Genomic DNA, 12,992 nt, shown 5'->3' on the forward strand with positions numbered 1-12,992 from the left:
TGCCGGTGCTCAGCCGATGGCGCGCCAGGCGAGATAGCCGAGGCCGGTAAGGGCTGCTGCCGGCAGCAGGCGGAAGGTGATGAGGCCGACGACATCCTCCAGCGGATAGGCCGGCCGGTCGAGCCAGAAGGTCGGCCGGCTCTCGATCACGTTGAGGATGTATTTGCGCCGGTCGCGCGGGCGAACGGGCAGGCGAGGCAGATCGAAGGGGAGCATGTCGAGCACATGCTTCGTGCACAGCCGGTTCTCGGCTGGGAAGTGGAAGAAGAACGGCTTGCCGCCCGTGCGCGTGTTGGTCAGGTGCGTTCCATCGAAGCGGTACAGCTTGCGCTCCAGCCCCGACTGGCAGGCGGAACTGGCGAAGATCTCCTGATCGTAGTCGAGGGCGGCGCGACCGGGGTTTTCCATGAACCACTTGTTGATCAGCGACTGGTCGCAGTCGACGGCGCTGGCATAGTCGAGTTCGCCGAGCATGGCGGCGAGCGCGCCGGCCGTTCCGATATACCCGCCTGAATTCAGGTAGCGATACATGCCGCTCCTGCCGCCGGCCGGCGGGTAGGCGCGGGAGGCGCTAAGCCGTCCGGGCAGCTTCCAGGTGAAGCCCGGCTCGGTCGAGATGACGATGGGATTTGCGAAAGCGCGGTAGCGCGAAATAAGCTCCGCCGGATCGCGGATCAGCACCACGTCGAAGGCGTCGGTATAGACGACGAGCTCGTCGGCGGGCAGGCGCGCCAGATGCGCGCCCAGCATCTGCATTGCGGCAAGATGGCCGGGATAGGGCTTGCCGGTCCACACGACGTCCGGCGCGATGCCGAACCGGGCGAGCGAGGCCCGGTAGCGGGCGAGCCCCGGCCCCTCATGCGAGGCGAGCGTGACGAAACGCGGAAAGGGCTCGCCGGTCACCCCCTGCTGTTCCCGCTCGTCCATCGCATCCTCCACCCATCGCTGTCTGTCAGCGCTTACTCCGGCCTGCCCTGCCCGGCAACGGCTTTCAGAACAGCGGCGTGGCGAAGGAAGCGGAAGGTCGGCCTTCCCGGATCCGCTCGGCCTCCAGTTCGGCGATCTTCAGATCGACGGAGCTGCGATCGAGCATGCCCGAGACATTGTCGGAGGTCGGCAGGCTCTCGGCCACGTGCAGGTAGCGCTCGCCTGCCACCGCCAGCAGGCGGCGCAGTTCCGGCAGCGGATCGGGATGGTCATCGGCGCGGATGTCGAGCCAGGGATAGGCCTCGCCGCGCACGATCTTCAGCGCCGCCGACTGCTTGCCGCGCCTGTCGCCGCCCGCGGCCTCGCCCGCCTCCATCGCGGTGAGCAGCCGATCGGCGAAGGCCTTTTGCGGATGGGCGAGATAGGCCGTCAGCGTGGCATCGAGAACCTGCGGTCCGGCCAGCATGTTGCCGGCCACCGAGACGCCTTCGGCGATCAGGTGGCCGGCCCAGTCGATGCACCTCTCTCCGGTGAAGGCGGCGCTGCGCCCCTTTGCGTCCATCACATGGAGCTGGCGGGAATGGGAACCGGCATCGCGGCCGGTCATCGCCGTGACCACCTCTTCGGCCGAGGCGCCGGCCTGCAGCATCTTCAGCCCGTCGGTGCCGTAGAGCGGCGAGATGAAGGCCTGGGTGGCGATGGCGCCGATGCCGCCGGCCATATAGGGCACGATGGCCCCGACCGCGAAGAAGCGGCTGGCGACGGCAATGCCGAACTGGCCGGAGGCCGGGTCGCGGGCCACGATCGAGTAGGTCATTCAGGCAGTCTCCCGTCAGCGTCCGGCCGCATAGGCCTGCATCAGCCGCGGCGTTGCGGCCGCGCGCAGCAACCCGTCCGGATCGCGGCGGGCTGCCGTCAGCCGGCCGATCGACCAGCTTGGTGCCACATCCAGCGAATGGCCGCGCGCCCGCAAGGCGTCGAGCACCGGCCGGCCGAAGCTCTCCTCTACCATGATATGGCCCGGCTGGCGCTGGCGCGGGTAGAAGGACGCCGGAAAGTGGGTGGTGTGGAACAGCGGCTGATCGATCGCCTCCTGCAGGTTGAGGTCGTGATGGGCGAGGCGCAGGAACAGCGACAACTGCCACTGGTCCTGCTGGTCGCCGCCGGGCGTGCCGAAGGCGAGCGTCGGCACGCCGTGCTTCAGGGCAAGGCTCGGGGTCAGTGTGGTGCGCGGCCGCTTGCCCGGTGCCAGCGACGTCGGCAGCCCTTCCTCCAGCAGGAACATCTGGGCGCGCGAGTTGAGACAGAAGCCGAGTGCCGGGATGACCGGCGAGGATTGCAGCCAGCCGCCCGACGGGGTGGCGGACACCATGTTGCCCCAGCGGTCGATGACGTCGATATGCACCGTGTCGCCGCGTTTTTCCGACAGATGCGCCATGGTCGGCTCGTAGACGCCGGTCGCCGAGGTGCCGAGCCCCTCGATCACCTGTATCGCCTTTTGCACCTGCGCTTCGTAGCCCGGCACGATGCCGGGGCGCAGGTCGAAGGAGGCGGTTTCGCCGATCAGCGCCCGCCGGCCGGCATTGTAGGTGTCCGACAACAGATGCGCCATCGGCACGTCGGTGAAGGCAGGGTCTCCGTAATAGACCTCGCGGTCGGCATAGGCGAGCTTCATCGCCTCGGCGACCAGATGCACGAAGTCGGCGCCGACCGGATCAACCTCGCCGATGGCTGTCCCCTTGAGCAGGGCGAGGGCCTGCAGCAGCACCGGTCCCTGGCCCCAGGGGCCGGTCTTGGCAACGGTCCACTCGTGATAGTCGTAGGTGAACGGCGCTTCCGTGGTTGCGCGCCAGCCCGCAAGGTCGTCGGCGGTCAATACACCCCTGTGCCTCGTGCCGCTGGCGTCCATCGCCTCGGTCTTGTCGACGAACGCGGCGATCTCCTCGGCGATGAAGCCGCCATAGAAGCAATCGCGCGCCGCCTCGATCTGCGCCTCGCGGCCGCTCTTCGTCTCCGCTTCCCTCAGCAGCCGCTCCCAGGTGTCTGCAAGGGCCGGATTGCAGAACAGTTCGTCCGTCGCCGGCGCCCTGCCGCCCGGACACCAGGTGGTATGCGAGGTCGGCCATTCCTTCTCGAAGAAGCCGGCTAGGCCGGCGATGGTGGCGGAGACGCGCGCCAGCATCGGATGACCGCTGCGCGCATAGTGGATCGCCGGCTCCAGGATGTCGCGCAGCGGCAGCCGCCCATGGTCGCGCAGCATCAGCATCCAGCCGTCGAAGGCGCCGGGAATGACGGTCGCCAGCAGCCCGTCGCCGGGGATCAGCGACAGGCCTTCGCGGCGATAGTGGTCGATGGTCGCGCCTGCCGGCGCCGGACCTTGCGCGCAGATCACCTCCATCTTGCCGCTTGTCGCATCGTGCAGGATCACCGGCAGGTCGCCGCCGGGGCCGTTGAGATGCGGTTCGACGACCTGCAGCACGAAGCCGGTTGCGGCCGCCGCGTCGAAGGCATTGCCGCCCTTTTCCAGAATGCTCATGCCGACGGCGGTGGCGATCCAATGGGTCGAGGTGACGACGCCGAACGTGCCCCGGATTTCCGGTCTGGTGGTGAAGGTGGACATCCGATCTCCCTTGGGGGTTTTCCGTTTTGGTGCCGGGCCGAAGCTCGGGTCAGCTCTCGCGCGGGTCGAGCGCGTCGCGCAACCCGTCGCCGAGCAGGTTGAAGCCGAGGACGACGAGGAAGATGGCGGCGCCCGGCCACCACGCCATCCACGGCGCCTGGGTCATGAAATTCTTGGCGACGTTCAGCATCGACCCCCAACTCGGGTCTGGGGGCTGCTGGCCGAGACCGAGGAAGGACAGGCTCGCCTCGGCGATGATGGCGGTCGCGACAGTCAGCGTCGCCTGCACCAGCACCGGCGCGAAGACGTTCGGCAGGATGTAGCGCCACATGATCGCAATATCGGAAAGGCCGATGGCCCTCGCGCCCTCCACATAGTCCTCCGTCTTGACCGACAGCACCTGACCTCGGGTTAGGCGGATGAAGATCGGCGTTGCCGACAGGCCGATGGCAATCATCGCATTGGTCAGGCTGGGCCCGAGAAAGGCGGCAAGCGCGATGGCAAGGATCAGGAACGGCGTCGCCAGCAGCGCGTCGGTGATGCGCGAGATGATCTGGTCGGTCCAGCCGCCGAAATAGCCGGAGAGGAGGCCGAAGGGCACGCCGACAGCGACTGCGAGCAGTACCGAGACGACGCCTGCGAGGAGCGAGGCGCGGGCGCCCCAGATCATGCGCGACAGGAGATCGCGGCCGATTTCGTCGCTGCCGAGCCAATAGAGCTCGGACGGCGGCTTGCGGATCGCCGACCAGCTCGTGGCAGCCGGGTCGGCGATCGGCAGGATCGGCGCCAGCACGGCGATGGCGACGAAGAAGGCGACCAGTACGAAGCCGAACAGGGCACTCCTGTTGCGCTTCAGCTTCTTCCAGGCGCGGCTGCTGCCGCGTGCGGGCAGGTCGCCGTCATCGGTTCCGGTGAGCAGGGCGGGCGCGGTCACAGCGTTGCCCTCATGCGCGGGTTGAGCAGGAAGTAGAGCACGTCGGCGATGAGGTTCATCAGGATGAAGCCGGCGGCGGTGCACAGGACGACGCCCTGCACGACCGCGTAATCGCGGGTAAAGACCGCGTCGACGATCAGCTTGCCGAAGCCGGGAATGGTGAAGATCTGTTCCGTCAGCACCGCGCCGGCCAGCAACTCGCCGAACAGCAGCGCGCCGAGGGTGACGATGGGCAGCAGCGCGTTGCGGAAGGCGTGCTTGAGGATGACGATCCGCTCGCCCAGCCCCTTGGCGCGGGCGGTGCGCACATAGTCGGCCTTGAGTACGCCGAGCATGGCCGAGCGCGTGTGGCGCATCAAGGTGGCGGCGAGAGCCGTGCCCAGCACGAAGGCCGGCATGATCATGGTCTGGAACGAGCGCACCGGATCCTGGAACGGCGAGGTGTAGCCGGAGGCGGGCAGCCAGCCCAGTTCCACGGACACCAGCAGGATCAGCATGATGCCAAGCCAGAAATTCGGGATCGACAGGCCCGACAGGGCGACGAAATTGGCGATGTAGTCGATGGGGCCGCCTTTCTTCACTGCCGACAGGATGCCGGCGGGAATGCCGATCGCCATTGCGATGATCATCGCCATCACCGCGAGCTGGATGGTGACCGGCAGCTTGTCGAGGATGAGTTGCAGCACCGGCTGGTTGGTGCGCAGGGAGACGCCGAGGTCGCCCTGCACGAGGCCGCCGAGCCAGTAGGCATATTGGTAGAGGATCGGATCGTTCAGCCGGTATTTCTCGCGAATGAAGGCAAGCACCTCCGGATTGCGGTCCTCTCCGGCAAGGACCAGGGCCGGATCGCCCGGAAGCAGCTTTTGCAGCGTGAACACGAAGACCGACACCAGCAACAGGGTCGGGATCGCGATCAGCAGGCGTCTGGCGATGAAGGTCAGCATGAACGGGCCATATCCGTAAGGCTGCGGGACCCGGCAGTCCGGGCCCCGCAGGGGTTACATCAGGATTTGAACTTGACGTCCTGCAGGCGGATCATGCCGTCCGGAAAGGGAACAAAGCCTTCGACCTTGCCGTCCAGCGCCCAGATCCAGGTCTGGTGATAGAGGTAGATGATCGGCAGATCCTGCGAGAGGATCTTGAGGGCCGCGTCATAGCTCTCCTTGCGAACCGCGATGTCGTTGCTGGTACGCGCCTTGTCGAGCAGCGCATCGACCTCCGGATTGCAATATTTGCTGTCGTTGATGCCGCCATTGCAGGTGAGGAACTGGTGGATGTTGCCGTCCGGGTCGGTGCGACCCGACCAGCCCACCTGGCTTGCCTGATAGTTGCCGGCGGTCTGGTCGGCGAGCAGACTGGCGAATTCCATCGACTTCAGCCTGACGATGAAGCCGGCCTCGGTGGCCATCGACTGCACCACCTGCATCAACTGGGTCTGGACGGGGTTGTTGGCGACCTGCACTTCCAGCTCGAAGGTCTCGTGGCCGGCCTCCTTCATCAGCTCCTTGGCCTTGGCGATGTCCCGCGTCGGGATCGGCACCTCCTTGTCGTACCAGGGGCTCGTCGGCGGGAAGGGCTGGTTGCCGGGCGCGAAGACGCCCTCGAACACGACCTGGTTGATCGCGTCGCGGTCGAGCGTCAGTTCGAAGGCCTGGCGCAACCTCGGATCATTGCCGAAGGGGTTGTCGCCGCGCTCGCCATTGCCGATGTTGATGGTGATGCCCTGATAGCCGAGGCTGACCGCGTCGGCATAGACGAGGCGGGAATCGGCCTTCACCGAGGCGGCGTCGGTGGCCGCCAGCCGTTCCAGCATGTCGAGATCGCCCGAACGCAGGTTGGCGAGGCGCACGGTCGTGTCGGGGATCGGCAGGAAGGTGACGCTGTCGAAGTGGATCGCGTCGGCGTTCCAGTAGTCGGCAAATCGCGTCAGCACGATGCGGTCCTGCTGAATGCGCTCCTTGAAGACGAAGGGGCCGGAGCACACCGGGTTGGCACCGAAATCGGCGCCGGCGGCAGACGCTGCGCTCGGCGAGATCATCATGCCGGCCCGGTCGGAGAGCTGGGCGAGCAGCGTCGCGTCGGGCTCGTTGACGGTGATCGCCACTTGCATCGGGCCGGTCACCTCGACGCTTTCGATGGACTGGACCTCGCTCTTGCGGCGGCTTTCCGGCAGGGTTTTCGACCGCTCGATATTGGCTTTCACGGCCTGCGCGTCAAAGGGCGTGCCGTCATGGAAGACGACCCCTTCGCGCAGGTCCATGGTCAGCACCTTGCCGTCTTCAGACCATGACCATGCGGTCGCCAGCATCGGCACGATCTCGAGCTCCGGCGTGATGTCGACCAGCTTGTCGCAAAGCGAGGCATAGACGATACGGCCGACAAAGGTGCGGGACTGATCCGGATCGAGAACGTCCGGATCCTCCTGGAGACCGATCCGCAGGTCGGCGGCGGCGGCCGGCAGCGCGACAAGGGCGCTGGCACTCAGCAGCAAGGCTGCAAGAAGACTCTGTCGCATTCTCAAGGCTCCTCTGGTCAGGTTCTTTTGTTTTCAGGTTGCGGGACGGGAGTTCTGCTGGCGTTCGCTTCTGTCCCGGTAAAGCGAAAGGCGATGACGGGCGGCCTGCGAGGCCTCCGGTTCGATGAGTGCAGCCTGACCCTCGGCCGCCATCCGCTGCCAGTGGTGGCAGGCGACGTGGCGGCCGGGCTCGACTTCCTGCAGCGGCGGGTGGACGGTCGAGCAGCGGCCATCGGCAAGCGGGCAGCGGGTGTGGAAGCGGCAGCCGGGCGGCGGAGCGAGCGGCGAGGGCACGTCGCCGGCAAGCTGCACCGCCGCCTTGCGCGCCCGTGGGCTGGGGATCGGGATCGCCTGCATCAAGGCGCGGGTATAGGGATGGCGCGGTGCGGCGTAGACGGCGTCCGTCTCGCCCTGCTCGACGATCTCGCCGAGATACATCACGGCCACCCGGTCGCTCATGTGGCGGATCACGGCAAGGTCATGGGCGATCAGCACCAGGGTCAGGTCATATTCTTGCTTCAGATCCTCCAGCAGGTTGATCACTTGGGCCTGGATCGACACGTCGAGCGCGGAGACCGGCTCATCCCCGATCAGCACCTTGGGGCCGGAGGCGAGCGCCCTGGCAATGCCGATGCGCTGGCGCTGGCCGCCGGAAAACTCGTGCGGGTAGCGGTCGGCGAATTCCGCCCTCAGCCCGACCCGGGTCAGCAGGCGGGAGACTTCGGCGCGGCACCAGGCGGCATCTCCTAGGCCGTGGACGCGCATCGGCTCCCCGATGATGGCACCGACGCTCATGCGCGGGTTGAGCGAGGAGAAGGGGTCCTGGAAGATGAATTGCAGGTCCTTGCGCAGGCGCCGCATCTCGCCTTTCGGCAGGGCGGCGATGTCGCGTCCGCCATAGAACACCTCGCCCTCGCTCGGCTCGATCAGCCGCAGCAGCAGCCGGGCGAGGGTGGACTTGCCGCAGCCGCTCTCGCCGACCACCGCCAGCGTCTCGCCGCGACGGACCTTCAGCGACACGCCATCGACGGCCCGCACGCTCTGGCGCTCGCCGAAGAGCTTCCATCCGACAGGGAACCGCTTGGCGAGGCCCCGCGCTTCGAGGATCACATCGTGTCTCTCACCGCTCATGCCGCGTCTCCGAAGTGGCGCTCCAGCGGCGCGTAGCGGCAGGCCACGGCATGGCCGCTGGCCACCTCTGTCAGCGGCGGCGCCTCCGCGCGGCAGGCGGCATCGGAAAACGGGCAGCGCGGGGCGAAGCGGCATCCCACCGGCATCTGCTCGACCGTCGGCACCATGCCGGGAATGGCGGCGAGCCGGCCGGCGCGTTCGCCGAGCGAGGGGATCGAACTGATCAGCCCGAGCGTGTAGGGATGCTGGGGGTCGTCGAAGATCGCGGCCACCGGCCCGGTCTCGACGATGCGTCCGGCATACATCACCGCGACCTTGTCGGCGATTTCGGCGACCACACCGAGGTCGTGGGTGATGAGGATGAGCGCCGTGCCGGTTTCCTGCTGCAATTCGCGCATCAGGTCGAGGATCTGCGCCTGGATGGTCACGTCGAGCGCGGTGGTCGGCTCGTCGGCGATCAGCAGGCGCGGATCGTTGGCAAGCGCCATGGCGATCATCACCCGCTGGCGCATGCCGCCGGACATCTGGTGCGGATAATCGTCGAGCCGGCGTTTGGCAGCCGGCACCTTGACCCGCTCCAGCATCTCCAGCGCGCGGGCCCGTGCCTCGGTCCGCCCGACGGGGCGGTGGCGGCGGACGATCTCCGCGATCTGCTCGCCGACCGTGTAGACCGGGTTCAGCGAGGTCATCGGCTCCTGGAAGATCATCGCCATGCGGTCGCCGCGCAGCTTTCCCATCTCCCGGCGCGAGAGGGTGAAGAGGTCGCGCCCCTCGAACAGGGCGCGGCCGCGCACGAGCTCGGCCGGGGGCATCGGCAAGAGGCCCATCAGCGCCAGCGAGGTCACCGACTTGCCGCAGCCGCTTTCGCCGACGATGCAAAGCGTCTCGCCGGCAGCGACATCGAAGCTGACGCCGTCGACGACGTTGGACGAGCTGTCGCCGAAGCGAAGGGCCAGATCGTCGACGACCAGCAGCGGCGTCCGGGATGCGACCGTGGGTGCAGCGCCGGTCTCACTCGACATCTGCGTGCCCCTCGACGGTCTGCAGCATCAGGCGTTCCTGCAGGCTGAGCAGGTGCTTGCGCATGGTTCGCTCGGCGGCGACCGGGTCGCGGCGCTCCAGCGCGTCCACCAGTTCCTCATGCTGGGAATGGTAGAGACGTTGCGAGCTCGGCGTGCGCAGCGCCTCGCGTACATGGCGCCAGTTCTCGTCCTGGCGGACCCGGTCGACCACATCGAACAGGGCGAGGAACAGGGTGTTGCCGGCGGCCATGGCAACGGCACGGTGCAGTGAGCTGTCCCACAGCTCGCGGCTGTCCATGTCGGTTGCCCTGGCGACCTTGTCGGAGATCTCGCGCATGCGGGCAATGTCGGCGGGAGTGGCGCGGAGTGCGGCGAGGCGGGCCAGCGCCGGCTCGATGCGCAGCCGCACCTCCATCACCTCGAACATGTTGCTCATTTCGGGCAGATAGCGGATGCGGCTCTCGGTGCCGCTGCGGGCGGTGGAGATGAATGTGCCGGCCCCCTGGCGGCGCCAGATCCGCCCCTCCGCTTCCAGCACGTCGAGCGCGCGACGCACGGCGCGGCGGCCGACGCCGATCTGTTCGGCCAGTTCACGCTCCGTCGGCAATTGGTCGCGTGCTTCCCGCTCCAACTGGTCGACGATGATGCGCAGCCGTTCCAGCGCCAGGCTGGAATTGCGCTGTGTCTGAGTTTCGTCTGTCACGGAAGCCGCGTTCGCCTCGTACCTTTTTGTTTATTGGTTCCATTATTGGCGCGAAATCTCGGGCCTGGCAAGCCGGTGCCGCTGGGTCTGTTCGCACTGCTCTCAGAGTGAGCGGTGCTGCCTCCATCCAGGTCACTTCAGAGGTGATCTGCCGAAAGAACGGGCGTGTTCTGCCCTCGAACCAATCACTTATTGGTTCGGTTGTTGTTGGCTCTGTGGGCGGCGGTGCGGCAGTCGGCGGCTTGTGAGGGGGCGCGCGCGCCCATATGGTGGCGCTTCCTGTTTTTCCGACCGGAGTTTCCCATGCAGATGAGCGTATCCGTCAGCGGCCTCTATATCGGCAAGGCGCGTCAGCGATGGGACGGCAAGCCGCCCTCGGCCATCGGCAAGCTGCCGGTGACGGACGGGCTCGATGTCGGGCTCGAGGGGCTCGCGGGGGACGAGCAGGCCGACCGCAGCGTGCATGGCGGGCCGGAGAAGGCTCTGCACCACTATCCGGCCGACCACTATGCCTATTGGGCCGCGCGATGGCCCGAACATGCCGGGCGACTTGTCGCCGGCGGTTTCGGCGAGAATGTCTCGACGGTCGGGGTGACCGAGGCCGATGTCTGCCTTGGCGACCGGTTCCGTATCGGTACCGCCTTGGTGGAGATCTGCCAGGGCCGCCAACCCTGCTGGAAGCTGCCGGCCCATACCGGCATCGACGAGATGGCGGTCGCCATGCAGAAGAGCGGGCGGACCGGTTGGTACTACCGGGTTATCGAGGAAGGCCGGATCGCGGTCGGCGACACGATGGAACTGGAGGCGCGTCCGCTGCCGGACTGGCCGCTCGACAGGATCGTCGCCGCCCGCTTCGATCCGCGTCTCGACCCGGCGATCGCCGCGGCCATCGCGGCGTTGCCGCCGCTCTCCGCGTCCTGGCGCGCGTCGTTCGGGAAAAAGTCGCAAGGCAGCTTTTCCGAGGATACCACGGCTCGCCTCAAGGGCGCATGACTCCTTGCCTGGGCATCGGACACGGGTGCCCTTCGTGTGTGGCTGTGGACGGGGCCCGCGATCGGGGACTTGCAGGAGCGTGATCTCCTGCTAAACCTGATTGGCAATTCCCCGGAGGGGCCTTTGACGACGGAAGATATATCGCGCGTGCCGCATTCGGTGTTTTCGCTGGATGCGGTGCCGGTTGCCGAGCAGTTCGACGTCTGGCGCGAGAGCATCGGCTGCCTGTTCGAGGTGGACGTGCCGAAGGAGCACCGGGCCGAGGGCTTTCGCGCCGAACTCGACGCTCATGTCATCGGCGACCTGGCGATGGCGCGCACCCATACCCAGGCGCAGGAGTGGGCGCGTTCGTCCGCCACCATCGCCCGCGACGGCATGGATCATCTGATGATCCAAATCTACGAGGCCGGGACGATGGAGTTCACCCATCGCGGCCGCGAGCAGGTGTTCGGCCAGGATGCGCTGGTGGTCTTCGATCTCGCTCAGGAGATGCGCTCGCGCACCAGCGACTTCACCAATCTGTCGCTGCTGCTGCCGCGGCCCTTGATCGAGCCCTTGCTGAAACAGGGCGGCGACCGGCATATGCAGATCATCTCGGCGCAGGGCAATCCGCTGGCCCGGCTCCTCGTCGACCATATGACGGCTCTGAAGTCGCTGGCCTCGGGGATGAGCCTGTCGCAAGCCACGGAAGCCAGTGCCGCGACCCTCGCGCTCACCGCCGCCTGCCTCAACGCGAGCAAGTCAGAGGATGGGCAGGGCGAGGCCGGCATCGCTTTCGCGCTGCTGGTGCGGGCACGCCAGCGCATCGCCGAACACCTGCGCGATCCGGACCTGTCGCCGGCGCGGGTAGCTCGCCTCTCCGGCGTCTCGCGCACCCGCCTCTATGAGATGTTCGAACCGTTCGGCGGTGTCCTTGCCTATATCCGCGAGCAGCGGCTGCGCCTTGCGCTGCGCATGCTGATCGACCATCGCTTCGCCGAGCAGCCGATTTCGGCGATCGCCGCCGACTGCGGCTTCGCCAATGACAGTGCCTTCTCGCGTGCCTTCCGCGCCCGCTTCGGCACGACGGCGCGCGACATGCGCGCGACCCCGGCATGGGCACATCGGCGCGGCCGCGAGTTCGACCGCGACCTCGACCGTCGCTACGAGGAGTGGATTCGCCTGATCAGCGCCTGAGGTGCAGGCGAGACCGAGGCCTCGCCTGTCTCTTTCGCGTCAGCGCCAGGCGACGACCTTCCCGGAGGAGCCATCGAGCGGGCCGTCCATGCGGTTCGTGCCGCTGAGACGAAGCACGGCGACACGCTTGCTCATCATTCCGTTCAGGACAACCTCGTTGCCGCGCAGCGACCAGCTTGTGACGCTTTGCAGCTCGGTGCCGATGCAGCCGAACGTCGAGGCAAAGTCGCCCATGCCAGCTCCGGTCGGGCGCAGCGACAGTCGGCATTGCCTGCCGTCGACATCGACATTCCAGTCTCCGGCGATCTGGCCCTTGCTGACGGGGGCGGGAGCGGCGGCTGTGGATTGCCCCATCATCGCGCCGAACAGCATCGCGGCGGCATTGCCCATCGCGTTGGGATCGACGCGCATGGACGCGGTGGTGCTGGACGATTTGGTGTGGCGGGTGCCGTCCGGCGTCTCCCAGGATTTCGTCGAGGACGACAGGGTTGCGGTGCGCTGGGTCGGCGAGGCCGCCGGCGCCTGCGTGCTGCCGAAAGCCGGCGCGCCGAAGGACGGGGCGGCAAAGGCCGGCGGCGGCGGTGGACCGGAGCTCGCCGGTGCCTGGCAGCCGGCAAGAGCGGCGGCAAAGAGCAGGGCAGCCGTCAGGCGGCCGCGAGACGACAGCGCGGGAAGGGATTGGGTCATGCGCGTATCCTGAAACCGTTTTTGAAGTCCGTCCGGAGGTTCGTGCCACACTGCCCCCCTGGTGCGGCGGATGGCACGCCGCCCCTTCTTGTCGTCAGACACGCCAGCCGCCAAGCAGGGGCGGCCAATGCCGGACGCAGTGCCGAGAAAAACGGACGTCCTGCAAGCCCGGGTCGCGGCGTCTTCCACCCTCATCTCGTGACGGGTGTCACATCGCGTCGTACCGCAGCCGCTATTGTGGCTTTGCCCGCCTGCAGTTGTGCGCGGTGTTTCATGCATCCGGT

At 67.2% G+C, this 12,992-nt stretch carries 12 protein-coding genes; 2 read left to right on the forward strand and 10 right to left on the reverse strand.

Annotation, left to right across the window (positions count from 1 at the left end):
- Window positions 1–9: 9 nt before the first annotated feature.
- From TSB10P1A_RS06730 to TSB10P1A_RS06770, 9 genes are all read right to left on the reverse strand, one after another.
- Window positions 10–927: a glycosyltransferase domain-containing protein gene (locus TSB10P1A_RS06730; protein WP_186387148.1), complete on the reverse strand. Its 918-nt coding sequence runs from the start codon at window positions 925–927 to the stop codon at window positions 10–12.
- 64 nt (window positions 928–991) lie between these two features.
- Entirely contained in the window at window positions 992–1,744 is a 753-nt protein-coding gene (locus tag TSB10P1A_RS06735; protein ID WP_186387149.1) for a DUF1028 domain-containing protein, read from the reverse strand.
- 15 nt (window positions 1,745–1,759) lie between these two features.
- Complete coding sequence (locus tag TSB10P1A_RS06740; RefSeq protein ID WP_186387150.1) at window positions 1,760–3,547, reverse strand: gamma-glutamyltransferase family protein; 1,788 nt, start codon at window positions 3,545–3,547, stop codon at window positions 1,760–1,762.
- 49 nt (window positions 3,548–3,596) lie between these two features.
- Entirely contained in the window at window positions 3,597–4,466 is an 870-nt protein-coding gene (locus TSB10P1A_RS06745; RefSeq protein WP_186387350.1) for an ABC transporter permease, read from the reverse strand.
- Between the two features lie 11 nt (window positions 4,467–4,477).
- Complete coding sequence (locus tag TSB10P1A_RS06750; RefSeq protein WP_186387151.1) at window positions 4,478–5,425, reverse strand: ABC transporter permease; 948 nt, start codon at window positions 5,423–5,425, stop codon at window positions 4,478–4,480.
- Window positions 5,426–5,484: 59 nt separating this feature from the next.
- The gene (locus TSB10P1A_RS06755; protein ID WP_186387152.1) at window positions 5,485–6,996 is read right to left on the reverse strand and encodes an ABC transporter substrate-binding protein; all 1,512 of its coding nucleotides are present in this window, start codon (window positions 6,994–6,996) and stop codon (window positions 5,485–5,487) included.
- 33 nt (window positions 6,997–7,029) lie between these two features.
- Window positions 7,030–8,127 (reverse strand): ABC transporter ATP-binding protein, encoded by a 1,098-nt coding sequence (locus TSB10P1A_RS06760; protein WP_186387153.1) that lies wholly within the window; start codon window positions 8,125–8,127, stop codon window positions 7,030–7,032.
- Window positions 8,124–9,149, reverse strand: coding sequence for an ABC transporter ATP-binding protein (locus TSB10P1A_RS06765; protein WP_186387154.1), 1,026 nt, complete (start codon window positions 9,147–9,149; stop codon window positions 8,124–8,126). The genes TSB10P1A_RS06760 and TSB10P1A_RS06765 overlap by 4 nt, the downstream gene beginning before the upstream one ends.
- Window positions 9,139–9,852 (reverse strand): FadR/GntR family transcriptional regulator, encoded by a 714-nt coding sequence (locus TSB10P1A_RS06770; RefSeq protein WP_186387155.1) that lies wholly within the window; start codon window positions 9,850–9,852, stop codon window positions 9,139–9,141. The genes TSB10P1A_RS06765 and TSB10P1A_RS06770 overlap by 11 nt, the downstream gene beginning before the upstream one ends.
- Before the next feature lie 303 nt (window positions 9,853–10,155).
- Here TSB10P1A_RS06770 and TSB10P1A_RS06775 point away from each other — a divergent pair, with 303 nt between their 5' ends.
- Complete coding sequence (locus TSB10P1A_RS06775; RefSeq protein ID WP_186387156.1) at window positions 10,156–10,845, forward strand: MOSC domain-containing protein; 690 nt, start codon at window positions 10,156–10,158, stop codon at window positions 10,843–10,845.
- 123 nt (window positions 10,846–10,968) lie between these two features.
- On the forward strand, window positions 10,969–12,021 hold the full coding sequence (locus tag TSB10P1A_RS06780; RefSeq protein ID WP_186387157.1) for a helix-turn-helix domain-containing protein: 1,053 nt from the start codon (window positions 10,969–10,971) through the stop codon (window positions 12,019–12,021).
- Between the two features lie 39 nt (window positions 12,022–12,060).
- Here TSB10P1A_RS06780 and TSB10P1A_RS06785 read toward each other — a convergent pair whose 3' ends face one another.
- Window positions 12,061–12,708, reverse strand: coding sequence for an AprI/Inh family metalloprotease inhibitor (locus TSB10P1A_RS06785; protein WP_186387158.1), 648 nt, complete (start codon window positions 12,706–12,708; stop codon window positions 12,061–12,063).
- Between the last annotated feature and the right edge of the window lie 284 nt (window positions 12,709–12,992).

Source organism: Stappia sp. TSB10P1A, from assembly GCF_900185725.1.
In the GTDB taxonomy this organism is placed as follows: Bacteria; Pseudomonadota; Alphaproteobacteria; order Rhizobiales; family Stappiaceae; genus Stappia.